Raw genomic sequence first — 15,166 nt, 5'->3', positions numbered from 1 at the left:
TTATCCCTCGTGCGCGGCTCCCCCTACGAAAGGATCAGCAGGTCGCAGGCGGGGATCAGCGGGGATTGCCCGCCCGCAGCCGGCCGACGTAGTCCGTCACGGCCCGGTCGAGATCCCACGCCAGGCCGCCGTGGAAGATTTCGGGCGCGCCGGGCGCGAGTCACCGCCGCTGATCACGAACCGGGGGCCCGGCCGCACGCACCCACTTCACCGGCCGAAGCGTACGTGCCGTGATCGGCGCGACCGTCGGCGAGCGGCCGGGGATGGGCGTCACCCGCCGCCGGCGCCTCTGGCCATCACGTATTTGCGCAGGTCGGGGTCGCGCGGATGGAGTGCGTACTCGCCCGTCTCGCGGAATCCGAGCCGCCGGTAGACGCGTTCGGCGGGCTCGTTGCCCGCGATCACCCACAACTCCACCCGGGACCGGCCCGCCTCGCGCGCCCAGGCCACCACCTCAAGGGCCAGACGCTCGGCGATCCGCCCACCCCGTGCCCGGGGACGCACCCACATGCCGAACAGCTCGACGGCCCCGGCCCGATCCGCCGGCACGCGTCCCGCGGCCACTCCTACCGGGCCGTCCGCGTCGAACGCGGCCGCCTTGACGCCGTCTTCGGTCCACGCGCGCCATCGGGCCTCGTCGTAGGCCCGTTCCTCGGCCAGGTCGCCGTGGAAGATTTCGGGCGCGTCGGCGAGCGCCGCCAGGCGCAGCAGCCGCCAGGTGCGCCAGTCCTCGCCACTGAGACGGCGTACGACAACCGGGGTCATGCTCACGCTCCCTCGCTCTTCCTCGCAAGATCCCCCTTCTGCCATGGTCGAGATCCGGCCCGGCCCGGACAACCGGGCCCGGCCTGATCGGTCCGTACGCCGAGAGGGAGCTATGAGCATTCGCCTGGGTGGCGTGGTCATCGACGCCAACGACCTCGACGGGCTCGCCGCGTTCTGGAGCCGCCTGCTGGAGCGGGACATCACCCGCCGCGAGGACGACTGGATCAGCCTGGGCCCCGGCCTGGCCCTGCAACGCGTCCGCGAGCCCAAGACCGTGAAGAACCGCGTCCACCTGGATCTGGTCGCCGACGACTTCGCCGCCGCGGCCGCCCGCGCCGCCGCGCTCGGGGCCACCCCGGTGGGGGAGATGCACGAGGATCTCTGGCAGGTCTGGCGGGATCCCGAAGGCAACGAGTTCTGCCTCTGCGTGTCCTGACGTACGGGAGGGGCCTACCGACGGCCCGGGAGCGTCGCGAGCGCCTTCGACCGCTGCGCGACCAGATCGGCGTACGTGCCGTCGCGCTCGGCCCACCGGTGCATCAGCACGCCCTTGACCAGGATCTCGTGGGGCGTGGGGTCGGTCTGGAGCAGGTCCATCACCTCGGTGGCGAACGCGGCGAGGTCGAGCGCGCGGGGGTTGATCCGCGCCTGCTCGGGCGTGGTGGCGACGGCCGGGGGAACCAGCTCGGCCACCTCGACGCCCGTGCCGTCCAGCTGCGCGCGCAACGCCTCGGTGTAGGCGTGCACACCGGCTTTCGACGCCGCGTACGTCGGCATGAGCGGGAACGGCAGGAACCCGATGCCCGAGCTGACCGTGATGACGGCGCCGGCGCCGCGCCCGACCAGGTGCGGGGTGAACGCGTCGATGACGCGGATGGTGCCGAGCAGGTTGGTGTCGATCGTCTGCTGCGCGACGCTGAAATGCGCGGGATCGCGCAGGTCCTCGGGGATCATGACCCCCGACATCGTCACGATCGTGTCGAGGCCCGGGTGACCGCGGAGCACCGCGTCGCGGGCACGATCGACACTGTCCTGGTCGGTCACGTCGATGGGAACGGTGCCGAACCCCTCGGCCGCGAGCCGGCCGAGCAGGTCCGCTCGCCGGCCGCCGACGATCACGGAGCTGCCGGCCGCGGCGAAGCGGCGGGCGAGTTCGAGCCCGATTCCCGACGTGGCGCCGGCGATGAAGACGGTGCGGTTGGTGATGTCCATGGATTTCTCCTGCTCAGGGCGGGTCGGTGGCAAGGCCGGTCGGCGCTGCGCCGCGGCGTCTTCAGTGTCGATTCGCGCTCCGGCCGGGGGCAGTGCCCCCGTCTTCCGGGGTCCTGTCAGGGCCCCCTTGGTCAGAAAAGTCCGAAATACGATGGCGGGCATGACCGACGACCGCGCCAACCTGCTCGGCGACTACCTCCGCGCCCGCCGGGCCCTGGTCACCCCGCAGCAGGCCGGGCTCGCGCCGGGGCCGAACCGGCGCGTACCCGGGCTCCGCCGTGAAGAGGTCGCCATGCTCGCGGGCATCAGCGCCGACTACTACCTGCGGCTGGAGCGCGGCCGCGACAAGAATCCCTCAACGCAGGTGCTCGAATCGCTCGCGCGGGTCCTGCATCTCGACGAGGTCGAACAGGAATACCTTCTCGGCCTGGCCGCCGCACGCCCGAAATCCCGGCGGCGCAGGAAGCCCGAACGCGTCCCCGCGCGGTTGCACCAGCTCCTGGCGAGCGTGCAGGTTCCCGCCTTCGTGGAGGGGCGCGCGTTCGACGTGCTCGCCTCCAACCGGCTCGCGGTCGCGCTCTCTCCGCGCCTCCAGCCCGGGTACAACCGGCTGCGGTCTCTGCTGCTCGATCCCGAGGAGCAGGCGTTCCAGCAGGACTGGACACGCTCCGCGGAAGGCTTCATCGCCGCCTTCAGGAAGTACGCCGGGGACGACATCGACAACCCGCGGTTCGTGGAACTGGTGGGCGAGCTCGCCCTGTCGAGCGAGCGCTTCCGTACGCTCTGGGCGCGCCACGACATCCGCACCCTCGACGGCGGCACCACCACCGTCAACCATCCCATCATCGGCGAGCTGCGCCTGCACCGGGACAAACTCCCCGTGGACGACCTGCTCCTGGTGCTCTACTACGCCGATCAGGGCAGCGAGAGCGACGAGAAACTCCGCCTCCTCGCCTCCATGGCCTCTCGTTAGCGGACGAGTCACCAACCGCCACGTGCCGGCCGTCTCGCCGCTGCGCGGGAGCCGGAGAACAAGCAGGCGAACCGCGCGCGGCGGAACTCTTCCGCGACTGGAGGGCCGGAAACTCCCGGAAAACGCCCCGAAAGGCGCCAAGAAGTGCCAGAACGAAACGGAAACCCGTCAGTGCGCGAGCGAGACACCTCCTCGTCGCTGACGGGTTTCCGCGATGCCACGCTCGGTCACCGACCTGCTCACCGACCGCGTCACCGGGCAAGGCCCCGGCCACTGACACCCGGCCCGGGTCACTGACACCCGGCCCGGGTCACTGACACCCGGCCCGGGTCACCGGTTGTCCTCGAGAAGCCGCCGGGTCCGGGCCAGGAATGCCTGGCGGACCTCCTCCGGGTGCAGGATCCGCAGCGGCCGGCCGAGGCTGAGCAGATAGCGGGCCAGGCTGTCGGCGTCCGGCCCGCCGATGTCGACGATCGTGGCGTCATCGCCGTCCGGGCGGTGGACGCCGACCGTCGACGGCACCAGCCTGCGGGCCTCGTCGGCCGGTACGGCCAGGCGCACGGTCACCCGCACCGGATAGGGCCTCCGCGCGATGCCCGTACCGACCGTCTGCGCCGGATCCGGCGGGTCGGGCAGGGCCGCGGCCCGCCCGGTGGCGGCGGCGTCCACGATCCGATCCGTACGGAACGTGCGCCAGTCCTGCCGCGTCAGGTCGTAGGCGAGCAGATACCAGCGGCGGCCCGTGTAGATGAGCCGATAAGGATCCACGTGTCGCGTGGACGTCGTCCCGGCGCCGTCGCGGTAGGCCAAGCGGGTGCGTTCGCCGCGCCGGCACGCGGTGGCCAGATCGAGCAGCAGCGCGGGGGAGATCTGGCCGTCGTCGGGGTGCGCGGTGTGGGTGAACGCGCCGTCCAGCTCGCCGAGCCGGGCCGCGATCCCGGCCGGCAGCACCTGGCGGAGTTTCAGCAGCGCCGACAGGGCCGCCTGGTCGCTTCCCGAGACCCCGCTGAACGCGGCGGTGCGCAACCCGACGGCGACCGCGAGGGCCTCCTCCTCGTCAAGGATCAGCGGCGGAATGCCGGCCCCGGGCCCGAGGTGATAGCCGCCCCACGGACCCATCTCCGATTCGATGCCATAGCCGAGCTCACGCAGCCGGGCGATGTCCCGCCGCACCGTCCGCTCGGTGATCTCCAGCCGGGCGGCGAGATCCGCGCACGTCCACGACGGCCGCGCCGACAGCAAAGACAGCAGCCGCAGCAGCCGCGCCGAGGTGTTGACCACGGCTCACAGTCTGCTCGATAACCAGGACCGTTTCTGACCGGGTCATCCCGTAACGTCGCCGGCACGGCCGAGAACCTCCCGGCCGGAAAGTCCACGACGACGATGACCGCTGCCGGGGTGCCTTGGAATGACGGGCCCCGGGCGGGGGCGCACGCGACAGACGAGGGGCACAACCCATGGAAGCACGCATGAAGAGCGTGGCGAACCCCGACGTGACCACCGCGATCCAGCACCTGTTCAAGGCCGTCCACGCCGGTGGCGTGGACCTGCGCGTGCTCGAGCTGGTCCATCTGCGGGCCGGCCAGATCAACGGCTGCAGCCCGTGCGTGTACGCCGGGGTCGCGTCGGCGAGGAAGCATGGGGAGAACGACGAGCGGCTGCACGGTGTGGTGGCCTGGCGGGAGGCGCCGTTCTCCAGTGAGTCCGAGCGGGCGGCGCTCGCGCTGACCGAGGCCGCCACCCGGATCCAGGACGGCGCGCCGGGCGTGACCGACGACATCTGGGACGACGTCACCGCCCAGTTCGGCCGGAACGAGCTGTCCGCGATCATCCTCAACATCGCGCTCACCAACTTCTTCAACCGGATCAACCACACGCTCCGGGAACCGGCCGGCACGGCCTGGTGACGGCGGGCGGATCACCAGGGGGCACACGACGATGAGCGACGAACTCCCGGAACTGACCGTCACCGACGCCCGGGCCTGGAGGGAGTGGCTCGGCGAGCACCACGACGGCTCGGCAGGGGTGTGGCTGGTCCTCGCCAAGCAGAACACGACCCGGCCCACCAGTCTGACGTACGACCAGGCGCTCGACGAGGCCCTGTGCCACGGCTGGATCGACGGCCGGCTACGACGGCGGGACGAGACCACCTTCTTCCGGCGCTTCACCCCTCGCGGACGGCAAAGCGCCTGGTCGGAGCGGAACGTTTCCATCGTCACCCGCCTGATCGGCCAGGGCCGGATGCACCCGGCCGGAACGGCCGAGGTCGAACGCGCCAAGGCCGACGGCCGCTGGGAGGCGGCCTACGCGGGCCAGGCCGGCATCGAGGTGCCCGCCGACCTGGCCGCCGCACTGGCCGCCGATCCCGGAGCACAGGCGATGTTCGACATCCTCACCGCCCAGAACCGCTACGCCGTCCTCTATCGGGTCGCCAACGCCAAACGCGCCGAGACCCGGGCCCGCCGTATCGCCCAGTTCGTCGGCATGCTCGCCCGCGGCGAGACGATCCACCCGCAAAAGCGCACCCTCGACGATCGCTGACCCGCACCGGGGCGGGCAGCACTCCGCGGGGCGCCTCGCCACAGGCACCCGGCCCATCCCGGCAGACGACGAGGGGGCCGGTGTAGGGGCGGCTGAGGGTGAAGCCGGCGGCCGGTGCCCTGACTACGACGCCGGGGGCGGGTCGAGGCGGCCGGGGAGCGGGGAGGCGGACGCGCCGCCCGCGGCCCTGGCATAACGGCGGGCCAGGTGCGCGAACGCCTCCCTCAGCTCGGCCGGGCCGACGACCTCGATCTCGGCGTCGAACCTGCCGATGGCGGCGGCCAGGCCGTGCCACGACCACGAGCCGAGGACGAGCCGGCAACGGCCCGGGCCCAGCTCCTCCACGACACCGTCCCGCACGTACGCAGACACCACGGCGGCAGGCAGGCCGAGGACCACCTCACCGCGGCAGAGCCAGTCACCCGACCCGTCGAAGCCCCGGAACCTCTCGGCCACGAAAGCGGCCACATCACCTCCGGGCACCTCGCGCGACGCGAAACGCGGCCCCGTGGGGGAGCGCGGCGCCATCCGGTCGACACGGAAGGTGCGCCAATCCTCCCGGTCGAGATCCCAGGCGACCAGATACCAGCGCCCACCCCAGTTGACCAGATGATGCGGCTCCACCCGGCGCGGCGGCGCCGGCACCCCGCCGTCACCCGCTTGCGGCGAGAACGCGGCCGCGTAGTCGAAACGCAGCACCTCACCGGCATGGACCGCCGCGCTGAGCGCCACGAGCACGCTGCCATCGACCCGTACGTCCGGCCGCGTCGCGGGCCGCTCGACGGCGGTGACCTGGAAGGTGTCGATCCGGTGACGCAGCCGCGCGGGCATGACCTGCCGGACGGTGTTCAACGCACGCGCCGCCGCTTCCCCGACGCCGGCGCCGGTCGTGGTGACCGTCTGAAGCGCCACGGCCAGGGCGACGGCCTGATCGTCGTCGAACAGCAACGGGGGCAGCCGCGAACCCGCCTCCAGCTGATATCCGCCGTCGGGCCCCTTGAAAGTCGTGATCGGATAACCGAGCTCACGCAGACGGTCGACGTCACGGCGGACCGTACGCGTGCTGACGCCCAGCCGCCCGGCCAGCTCCTCACCCGACCAGTTGCGGCGGGCCTGCAGCAGCGACAAAAGCGCGAGCAGCCGCGCGGACGTCTTCGGCATGACACCCATCCTGCTCAAGAAGAGGACGCATGCTGTCCGCTACCCCTGAAACCGTGAGGTCATCGACGCCGGCCGACGACGCATGCCCGACCGCTTCCGGCGTGTGTACGACAGATCGCAAGGCGAGGAGCCACCATGTCCATCACCACCACGACCCACCTGAACTTCCACGGCGACGCCCGCGCGGCGCTCGGCTTCTATCACTCCGTCTTCGGCGGAAACGTCGTCGCCATCACCTACAAGGACGCGGGCAACCCCCAGAACCCCGGCGAAGCGGACTGGGTGATGTGGGGCCAGGTGACCGCGGACAACGGCTTCCACGTCATGGCCTACGACGTGCCCTCCCACACACCCTGGAACCCGGGCGAGAACGCCGTCTTCGTCTCCGTACGCGGCGACGACACCGACGAGATCACCGCCCTGTGGCACAGGATGGCCGCCCGCTCCACCATCGTGCGGCCGCTCGAACCCGCGCAGTGGGCGCCGCTCTACGGCATGCTCAAGGACCCCTTCGGCGTCGTCTGGGTCCTCGACGTCGCGGCCCCCTACAACGGCTGAGCACACCCGCGACGCCATGACCGTCCTCGACAACCGCGCGCTCAACCGCGCCACGCTCGCCCGGCAGTTCCTGCTCGACCGCACCGGCGCACCGGCACTCGACGTCATCGCGCACCTGTGCGGCATGCAGGCACAGGAACCGCAGGAGCCGTTCGCCGGACTGTGGTCGCGGGTGCGCGACTTCCGCCCCGCGACCCTGGACGGCCTGCTGACCGGGCGGCACGTGGTGCGCACCCACCTGATGCGCCGCACCGTCCACCTCGTCACCGCCGCCGACGCGCTGGCCTGGCGCTCCCGGCACGACACCATGCTGCGCCGGCGGGTGCTCACCACCTACCGCCGGGAACTTGCCGGGCTCGACCCGGACGAAGTGGCGGCGGCCGGCCGGGAGGTCATGGCCGACGGACGGCCCCGCACGATGGCCGAGCTCGTCGACGCGCTCGCCGTCCGCCGGCCCGCCCCACCACGCAGGGCCCTGGGCGAGCTGCTCGTCGCCGCGCTCATCCCCATGGCCCAGCTGCCCCCGCGCGGACTGTGGCGCACCAAAGCGGGGGTACGCAACCTCCCCCTCGCCACCTGGCTGGGACGCGACATCGCCCCGCTGCCTGCGGACGGGTCCGACCCGGCCGGTCAGGCGCTGGTCCGCCGCTATCTGGCCGCCTTCGGGCCCGCCACCTCCGCCGACCTGCGCGCCTGGTGCGGCCTGGCCGGGCTGCCCGCCGCGGTCGACGCCGTACGCGGAGAGCTCGTCGCCTTCCGCGACGAGCGGGGCCGGCAACTGCTGGACCTGCCCGACGCGCCGCGCCCCGACCCCGGCACCCCCGCGCCTGTGCGCTTCCTGCCGGCGTTCGACAACGCGATCCTCGGCTACCACGACCGCAGCCGCATCGTGGACGACGCCCACCGCGGCCTGTCGGTCGCCGGCGCCCGCGTCGTCCTGGTGGACGGCCGGATCTCCGCGACCTGGGACGCCACAGCAGGTGCCACAGCCGGCACCGTGACCGTCACCCCGCTGCGCCGCCTGTCGCGCTCAGAACACGCCGCCGTCATCGAGGAGGGGAGGTCGCTGGCGGCGTTCCTGTCGGACGGCGACAGCGACCGCGTACGGATCGACCCGTCCGCCGCCTGAGCGCCGGAACGACCGAACGCCGGAACTTTGGCGCCGGCGGCGGGCGTGGCGCGGCGGCGCCATCGGCCGCGCCCTGTTCACCACCGGGTTCACCGCCAGGTTCGCATCATGTGCCCGACATCGTGTGGCGGACATCGTGTGGCGGACATCGTGTGGCCGACATGGGGTGGCGGACATCGTGTGGCCGACATGGGGTGGCCGACATGGGGTGGCCGACATGGGGTGGCCGACATGGGGTGGCCGACGTCGTGTGGTTCACATCGTCAGTCGCACAGCACCCGGGTCAGGCGCCGGGAGGCGAACCAGACCCCCGCCACGGCCAGCGCGGCCAGGTAGACCGCATGCCCCACCAGCCCCCACCCCAGCACACCCATGCACAGGCCCCGCACCAGCTCCACCGCGTGGTAGAGCGGCGTGACCTGGATCAGCACCTCGACCCCGACCGGATAGTCCTGCACAGGGGAGAACGTCCCGGAGAACAGGAACAACGCGAACTGCCCGGTGCCCATCAGGTCGAAGTCCTGCCAGCCGCGCATCAGCGTGCTGACCGCCATCCCCAGCCCGCCGAAGGCCAGCCCCACGAGCACGGTCGCCGGAAACGCCGCCACCGCCCAACCGGGCTCGGCCAGCCCCATCGCCACCATCACGACCAGGAAGATCACGGTGTAGAGCGAACCCCGGACGATCGACCACACCAGCTCGCCCACCGCGACCTCGACGGGCCGCACCGGCGTCGCCAGCACCGCCTCGAACGTCTTCATGTATTTCAGCTTGAAAAAAAAGTTGTACGTCGTCTCGGCCAGGGCCCCCGACATCGCCGACACCGCCAGCATCGCCGGCGCGACGAACGACGCGTACGACATGGTCCGCCCGTCCACCGTCAGGTCACCGACCAGCGCGCCGACGCCGACACCGATCGACAGCAGATACAGCAGCGGCTCGAAGAAACCCGACAGCAGCACGATCCAGTACGACGGCCCGGAACGCAGCGCCCCTACGTTGCGGCCGATAACGGCGCCCACCCGGCCGGGGGAGACCCGGGACGCCACCAGCGTCGTCACCATCAGTCCTCCAGCCTCCGGCGGAACGCCCGCACCGCCAGGAAAAGACCCGCCGCCGCCCACACCAGCAGATAGCCCACATGCACCGGAACCGGCCATGCCGTCGCACGGCCGAGCGTCGCCGCCCGGCACAGCTCCACCGCATGCCACAGCGGCGAGGCGTACGCCAGCGGGCGCAACACCGGCGTGAGCTGCTCGACCGGGAAGAACACCCCCGCGAACAACGTCGAAGGAAGAGCCACCAGCCGAAACACCAGGGAGAAGTAACTGTCATGGTCGATCGTGGCGGCGAACGCCGTCACCGGCGCGGCCACCGACACCGTCAGCAAGGCGCACACCAGCGGGGTGACCAGCGCCCACGGCGAGTGCAGCCCGCCGAAGAACACCACCACGACCAGGAAGGCCACGACCGCGATCGCCACCCGGAACACCAGGTAGAGCAGATGCCCCCGGACCATGTCCATCGGCTCCACCGGTGTGGCCCGCATCGCGTGATAGGCCCTGACCCACTTGAAGTCACCCAGCACCGAATAGGTCGACTCACCCACCGCGATCTGGAAGGCCGTCGAAGCGAGCACGCCCGGCACGATCCACGACAGGTAATCCACCCCCTGCACCCGGCCGATATAACCCCCCACGCCGATGCCGATGCTCAGCAGGAACAGCACCGGCAGCACGAACGAGGAGAACACCGACGCCTGCCACAGCCGCCGGTAAAGGGTCAGGTGCCGCTCCAGCACCGCGATCGTCGGATGCACCCCATGCGTCACGGCCATCTCAGTCCACCAGCGTCCGGCCCGTCAGATGGAGGAACACATCCTCCAGCGTCGACCGCCGCACCAGCACACTCGACGGCTCCAGGCCGCGCCGGTGGACCTCGGCGAGCGCGGCGTCGCCGTCGTCCACGTAGACCAACACCCGGTCGGGCAGCGGATCGACCCGCTTGCCCACCCCCTCCAGCGCCGCCGCGTGTCGCGGCCCCGCCTCGGGCATGCCGGGGAACCGCAGCTCGACCACCTCGGCCGTCGAGTAGGTCTCGATCAGCGACCTCGGCGACCCCTCCGCCACGATCCTGCCGCCGTCCATCACGACCAGCCGGTCGCACAACTGCTCGGCCTCGTCCATGTAATGCGTCGTCAGCACCAGCGTCGTGCCCCGCTGCTTGAGCCGGAACAACCGCTCCCACAACAGGTGACGGGCCTGGGGGTCCAGCCCCGTCGTGGGCTCGTCGAGCAGCACGAGATCGGGGTCGTTCACCATCGCCCGCGCGATCGTCAGCCGCCGCTTCATGCCTCCCGACAGCGGCTCCACCTTCCCGCCCGCGCGATCGCCGAGCTGCACGAACTCCAGCAACTCGTCGGCCCGCCTGCGGCTCTCCGCCCGCGACAGCCCGAAATAACGGGCGTACGTCACCAGGTTCTCCCGCACCGTCAGGTCGGGATCGAGATTGTCGAGCTGCGGGCACACCCCCAGGCGCGCGCGGATCCTCGGCCCGTCGTGCACCGCGTCCATGCCCAGGATCCGCAGCTCACCGGTGGTCGGCGTGGACACGCACCCGATCATCCGCATGGTCGAAGACTTGCCGGCCCCGTTGGGCCCGAGGAAACCGAACGCCTCTCCCGGCGCAACGTCGAGATCGATCCCGTCGACAGCGGTGAACTCCCCGAAGCGTTTGACCAGGCCGCGCGCGTAGATCAAAGGTTGATCGGCCACGATCCGAGACCCTAACCAACGGCCCCGACATTTCCGCAACAGGTTATCCGCGCCGCCCGGACCGGCCCCGCCCCGCCTCCCCGGCGGCACGCGAAAACCGCCGCGCGCCACCACCGGCTCCGCCCGAGATCACTGGAGATCCGTCCGGGCCCGGGCCCGGATGCGGCCGCCCCCGGGGGAGCCGTACCCTGACTTGCGTGAACACGTTCGAGCTGGGCACCGACGGCCCCCGGGTGATCCTCGTCGGCATCGACGGCTCGGAGACCTCCCTGCGCGCCGCCGCCTACGCCTGGGGCCTCGCCCGCCGCCAGGGTTCGCACGTCGTCCTCGTCTACGTCGCCAACCCAGGGGCGATCACCACGATGGTCCCGGCCGCGTCGGCCTCGGTGATCGAGGCGGGGGAGGAGATCGCCACGGACCTGCGCGCGCAGGTGGAGCTCTTCGCCAAGACCGCCCACTCCCGTGTCGACTACACCTTCCGCACCGAATACGGCGACGCCGCCGGCGTCCTCGCCAGGATCGCCGACGAGATCCGGGCGGACGCCGTCGTGGTGGGCGCCTCCACGCAGGCCGGTCACCGTTTCATCGGCTCGGTCGCGCTCCGCCTGGTCCGCACCGGCCGCTGGCCGGTCACCGTCGTCCCCTAGGCACCACACAACAGGCACCACGCAACAGGAGCCGCACGACAGGAGCCGCGCGGCAGGCATCGCGCGACGTGCCGGGGGATCAGACGTGCCAGGAGATCAGCGGCGCTCGGGCGGCCCGGACACGTCCAGCGCCCGCAGGCCCTCCAGCACCCGCAGCAGCGTCGCCTCGTCCGGGCCGTCATCCCGCACGCCCACCGGATGCCGCCGCACCCGCCGCGGCAGCATCCCCGGCGGTGCCTCCACAACGGTCTCAACAGCGGTCTCCGCAACCGTCCCCGCAGGCACTCCCGCCGACGTCACATCAGCGGCGGCCGCGTCCTGCGGGCCCGCAGCCGGAGCACCCGCCGTCCCCGGCGAGCGCGCCTCCTCCGGCGGCGCGATGGCCAGCTCACACCACACGATCTTGCCGCGGTCCGGCGCCGAATAATGACCCCACCGCCGGGCCAGACTGCCGACCAGCACGAGCCCCCGGCCGCTTTCGCCCAGCTCACCCCCCGCGTCGCCGTCCGGCACCGGCTCGCGGTCGCTGACATCCCACACCTCGATGAACAGGCTCCGCCGACCCGGCGCCACCCGCACCCGCAACGCCACCGTACGCAGGGCCACCGGGAACATCGACGAGGCCATCGGCGGGCTGACCACGGCGTCCGTCGCCCGCACCGCGTTCGTCACCAGCTCGGAGACGACCAGCTCCGCCGTCTCGGCCAGATCCGCGAGCTCCCACCCCCGCAACTGGCACCGTACGAACGCGCGTGCCCGGCGCGGGGCGGTCGCGGCCGACCCGAACACCTTGTACGCGGTCCTGCGGCCCTCCTGGGAGGGAAAAGGCGAGATCAGCATTGCGATGGAAGGCCCTGGACGGACCGGCCGGCGAGGACCGGGACGGCCGGTCGGGGAACACCCATGCCTCCGATCATCTGTCATGAGCGGCTGCAAGGTGGCGGGCTTCACGGCATTCGCCTAACTTTCTCCTCCCGATCATCACCCCGGTGCCGCCCTACCTGACGGAAGATGACAGGAACACGCGGCACGCTGGGCACATGAACGGACACGCCACCGGCACCTTCGACATCACCAACTGGACCGAACTGGCCACCGAGGAGAAGGAGGGCGCCACCTTCGGCCGCAACGCCATCGCCAAGACCTTCCACGGCGACCTCACCGGCACCAGCACCACCGAGATCCTCACCGTCGTCACCCCCGAAGGCCCCGCCGCCTACGTCGGCGTCGAACACTTCGACGGCACCCTCCACGGCCGCAAGGGCACCTTCGCGCTCCAGCACAGCGCCGGCAGCCACAACGGCGAACAGTGGCTGAAATGGCAGGTCGTCCCCACCAGCGGCACCGGCGAACTGGCCGGCCTCACCGGCGAGGGCACCATCCGCGTGGACGGCGACGGGCACCACTACCTCCTCGACTACACCCTCCCCGAGGACTGATCACCCCCATCCGGCCACCCCCATCCGGCCACCCCCATCCGGGTGGCCGCCGGCGCATGGCGAAACCCGCCGGCAGACCACCACACCGCCGCCTGACGCGCCCGGCAGGGCGGCCTACCGAGGCCGCACGTTGTGGTTGCGGGCGAACAGGTTGCCGGGGTCCCACTGGCGCTTGACCGCCGCCAGCCGCTCGTAGGTCCGCGGCGGATACACCGCCGCCACATCCTCCTCGCCCGCCGAGGCGAGGAAGTTCACGTACGCGCCGCTCACGTGGGGCGCGAGCCTGCCCCAGATCGCCTCCAGGCCCGGCAGCGCGGCCTCCACGACCGGCGCCGGCCCCGCGACCGTGGTCCCGATCATCAGCTCCGCCCGGCGATGCGCGTACGCCGTGGCGTCGCCGGGCACCCGGGCCACCGCGCCGCCCAGGCTGCGTACGGAGATGAACGGCGCCCCCTCCGCCGCCCCGGCCGCGGCGAGGATCCGCAGGGCCTCGGGCACCGACTCCCTCCCGACGAACCCGCTCCGGGTGAACAGGCGGATCCCCGGCGGCGCGACCATGCCGTCCACGAGCGTGTCGGCGTACGGCCGCAGCGCCACATCGTCGGCGATCACCGTGCCGAGCCGGCGGATCGGATCGATCGCCCGGGCAGCGAGGTGCGGGTCGTCCCCGTCGAAGGCGACCTGCACCTCGATCGGCGCCAGAGGGCCACCGGCCAGAGGATTGGCGAGGTTCGCGATCGACGTCAGCTCCTCCGGCGCCGCGCGCAGCAGGTCGGCCCACCCCTGGAGCACGGCGGCGGCCTCCTGCGCGGGGAAGGCGATCTTTCCGAAGAAGACGTCCGTCGTCGGATGCGCCGCGAACTCGAACGCGGTCACGATCCCGAAGTTGCCACCGCCACCCCGAAGAGCCCAGAACAACTCGGCGTTGTCCTCCACGCCGGCCCGCACGACCTCTCCACCGGCGGTCACCACCTCGGCGGCGACCAGGCTGTCCAGCGCCAGGCCGTGCTTCCTGACCTTCCACCCGATGCCGCCGCCCAACGTCAGCCCGCCGACACCGACGCTCCTGGTGTCGCCCGAAGAGATCGCCAGCCCGTGCGGGGCCAGAGCGGCCGCCACCTGACCCCAGGTCGCGCCGCCGCCGATCCGCACGATGTGCCGCTCCTTGTCGACGACCTCGACCGTCGCGAGCCCGCTCAGATCGATCACCACGCCGCCGTCGTTCGTGCCGAAGCCCGCGAAGCCGTGACCGCCGCCCCGCACGGACAGCACAAGCCCCGCCTCCGCTGCGAATCTCACCCCCGCCCGCACATCCCCGACGCTCCTGGGCCGCAGGACACAGGCCGGACTGCCCTGCACCAGCGCGGTCCGCCCGGCCGACGCGTACTCCGCCGCTCCCGGTTCGATGACGTCGCCGCCGAAGTCACGGCGAAGGGTCTCAAGCGCTGCGTTCATGACTCGTGTGCTCCTCACTCGCGATGTGCCGCGCCGAGCACCGGCGCGGCGTCCTGACGAGCAAGAGATCCCGGCCACCCGAAACCTGTGACGGCACCGTCGTGTGACGTGCGTCACCCATCCCTGGTGTCACAAAGCGGCGAGCGCCGGGATCGTATGGACGCAACGGCCGAGAACCAGCAGACGAGAACCAGCAGACAGGAAACCCGCGCATGAGCGAGAGACCAACGCACGCGCCGCAGCCGCTCGGCGACCGGACGGAGCCCGCCATGGACCGCGCCGTGGACCACGCCATGGACCCGGCCACCGCGGCGTTCGTCGCCCACCGCAACCTGCTGTTCACCGTGGCCTACGAGATGCTCGGCTCGGCCGCCGACGCCGAAGACGTGCTCCAGGAGACCTGGCTGCTGTGGGCGGGCGTCGACCTCCACGCCGTACGCGACCAGCGCGCCTACCTCGTGCGCATCACCACCCGCCAGGCCCTCAAACGACTCCGTACGCTCGGCCGGCGC

General features: G+C 71.7%; 18 protein-coding genes. 9 read left to right on the top strand and 9 right to left on the bottom strand.

What is annotated here, in order from left to right:
* Window positions 1-270: 270 nt before the first annotated feature.
* The gene (locus HCK04_RS31355) at window positions 271-765 is read right to left on the bottom strand and encodes a GNAT family N-acetyltransferase (protein ID WP_168066416.1); all 495 of its coding nucleotides are present in this window, start codon (window positions 763-765) and stop codon (window positions 271-273) included.
* A 112-nt stretch (window positions 766-877) separates the two neighbouring features.
* Between HCK04_RS31355 and HCK04_RS31350 the strand changes: the two genes are divergently transcribed.
* A complete protein-coding gene (locus HCK04_RS31350) occupies window positions 878-1,201 on the top strand; it encodes a VOC family protein (RefSeq protein WP_142650989.1) in 324 nt (107 codons plus the stop codon).
* 14 nt (window positions 1,202-1,215) lie between these two features.
* Here the strand turns inward: HCK04_RS31350 and HCK04_RS31345 are convergent, their stop codons facing one another.
* On the bottom strand, window positions 1,216-1,977 hold the full coding sequence (locus HCK04_RS31345; RefSeq protein ID WP_142650988.1) for an SDR family NAD(P)-dependent oxidoreductase: 762 nt from the start codon (window positions 1,975-1,977) through the stop codon (window positions 1,216-1,218).
* Between the two features lie 160 nt (window positions 1,978-2,137).
* On the opposite strand from HCK04_RS31345, the gene HCK04_RS31340 reads away from it, so the two are divergent.
* The gene (locus HCK04_RS31340; protein ID WP_142650987.1) at window positions 2,138-2,950 is read left to right on the top strand and encodes a helix-turn-helix transcriptional regulator; all 813 of its coding nucleotides are present in this window, start codon (window positions 2,138-2,140) and stop codon (window positions 2,948-2,950) included.
* A gap of 330 nt (window positions 2,951-3,280) precedes the next feature.
* Here the strand turns inward: HCK04_RS31340 and HCK04_RS31335 are convergent, their stop codons facing one another.
* Window positions 3,281-4,231, bottom strand: coding sequence for a YafY family protein (locus tag HCK04_RS31335; RefSeq protein ID WP_142650986.1), 951 nt, complete (start codon window positions 4,229-4,231; stop codon window positions 3,281-3,283).
* A gap of 188 nt (window positions 4,232-4,419) precedes the next feature.
* On the opposite strand from HCK04_RS31335, the gene HCK04_RS31330 reads away from it, so the two are divergent.
* Both HCK04_RS31330 and HCK04_RS31325 read left to right on the top strand, forming a co-directional pair.
* Window positions 4,420-4,857, top strand: coding sequence for a carboxymuconolactone decarboxylase family protein (locus tag HCK04_RS31330; protein ID WP_312845783.1), 438 nt, complete (start codon window positions 4,420-4,422; stop codon window positions 4,855-4,857).
* A 31-nt stretch (window positions 4,858-4,888) separates the two neighbouring features.
* On the top strand, window positions 4,889-5,491 hold the full coding sequence (locus HCK04_RS31325; protein ID WP_142650984.1) for a YdeI/OmpD-associated family protein: 603 nt from the start codon (window positions 4,889-4,891) through the stop codon (window positions 5,489-5,491).
* Between the two features lie 123 nt (window positions 5,492-5,614).
* Here HCK04_RS31325 and HCK04_RS31320 read toward each other — a convergent pair whose 3' ends face one another.
* A complete protein-coding gene (locus HCK04_RS31320) occupies window positions 5,615-6,652 on the bottom strand; it encodes a WYL domain-containing protein (protein WP_142650983.1) in 1,038 nt (345 codons plus the stop codon).
* 135 nt (window positions 6,653-6,787) lie between these two features.
* Between HCK04_RS31320 and HCK04_RS31315 the strand changes: the two genes are divergently transcribed.
* Complete coding sequence (locus HCK04_RS31315) at window positions 6,788-7,210, top strand: VOC family protein (RefSeq protein WP_142650982.1); 423 nt, start codon at window positions 6,788-6,790, stop codon at window positions 7,208-7,210.
* 16 nt (window positions 7,211-7,226) lie between these two features.
* Window positions 7,227-8,339 (top strand): winged helix DNA-binding domain-containing protein, encoded by a 1,113-nt coding sequence (locus HCK04_RS31310; protein ID WP_142650981.1) that lies wholly within the window; start codon window positions 7,227-7,229, stop codon window positions 8,337-8,339.
* Window positions 8,340-8,602: 263 nt separating this feature from the next.
* On the opposite strand, the gene HCK04_RS31305 is transcribed toward HCK04_RS31310, so the two are convergent.
* The 3 genes from HCK04_RS31305 to HCK04_RS31295 are packed head-to-tail and all read right to left on the bottom strand — an operon-like array spanning window position 8,603 to window position 11,113.
* Window positions 8,603-9,403, bottom strand: a complete 801-nt coding sequence (locus HCK04_RS31305; RefSeq protein WP_142650980.1) for an ABC transporter permease — start codon at window positions 9,401-9,403, stop codon at window positions 8,603-8,605.
* Window positions 9,403-10,176 carry an ABC transporter permease gene (locus tag HCK04_RS31300; RefSeq protein ID WP_142650979.1) on the bottom strand — a complete coding sequence of 258 codons (774 nt, stop codon included), beginning with the start codon at window positions 10,174-10,176 and terminating at the stop codon, window positions 9,403-9,405. The genes HCK04_RS31305 and HCK04_RS31300 overlap by 1 nt, the downstream gene beginning before the upstream one ends.
* 1 nt (window position 10,177) lies before the next feature.
* Window positions 10,178-11,113, bottom strand: a complete 936-nt coding sequence (locus HCK04_RS31295) for an ABC transporter ATP-binding protein (RefSeq protein WP_221890000.1) — start codon at window positions 11,111-11,113, stop codon at window positions 10,178-10,180.
* A 197-nt stretch (window positions 11,114-11,310) separates the two neighbouring features.
* Here HCK04_RS31295 and HCK04_RS31290 point away from each other — a divergent pair, with 197 nt between their 5' ends.
* Window positions 11,311-11,760: a universal stress protein gene (locus tag HCK04_RS31290; RefSeq protein WP_142650978.1), complete on the top strand. Its 450-nt coding sequence runs from the start codon at window positions 11,311-11,313 to the stop codon at window positions 11,758-11,760.
* A 96-nt stretch (window positions 11,761-11,856) separates the two neighbouring features.
* Here the strand turns inward: HCK04_RS31290 and HCK04_RS31285 are convergent, their stop codons facing one another.
* Window positions 11,857-12,600 carry an ATP-binding protein gene (locus HCK04_RS31285; RefSeq protein ID WP_142650977.1) on the bottom strand — a complete coding sequence of 248 codons (744 nt, stop codon included), beginning with the start codon at window positions 12,598-12,600 and terminating at the stop codon, window positions 11,857-11,859.
* Between the two features lie 200 nt (window positions 12,601-12,800).
* On the opposite strand from HCK04_RS31285, the gene HCK04_RS31280 reads away from it, so the two are divergent.
* Complete coding sequence (locus HCK04_RS31280) at window positions 12,801-13,199, top strand: DUF3224 domain-containing protein (RefSeq protein ID WP_142650976.1); 399 nt, start codon at window positions 12,801-12,803, stop codon at window positions 13,197-13,199.
* A 114-nt stretch (window positions 13,200-13,313) separates the two neighbouring features.
* Here the strand turns inward: HCK04_RS31280 and HCK04_RS31275 are convergent, their stop codons facing one another.
* Window positions 13,314-14,654 (bottom strand): FAD-binding oxidoreductase, encoded by a 1,341-nt coding sequence (locus tag HCK04_RS31275; protein WP_142650975.1) that lies wholly within the window; start codon window positions 14,652-14,654, stop codon window positions 13,314-13,316.
* A gap of 269 nt (window positions 14,655-14,923) precedes the next feature.
* Here HCK04_RS31275 and HCK04_RS31270 point away from each other — a divergent pair.
* The coding region (locus HCK04_RS31270) for a sigma factor (protein WP_277351573.1) at window positions 14,924-15,166 on the top strand (243 nt) is incomplete at its 3' end.

The organism is Microbispora sp. CL1-1 (assembly GCF_012034195.1).
Taxonomy (GTDB): Bacteria; Actinomycetota; Actinomycetes; order Streptosporangiales; family Streptosporangiaceae; genus Microbispora.
The sequence above is the reverse complement of the archived record's forward strand: the minus strand, read 5'-3'. Positions and strand labels throughout refer to the sequence as shown.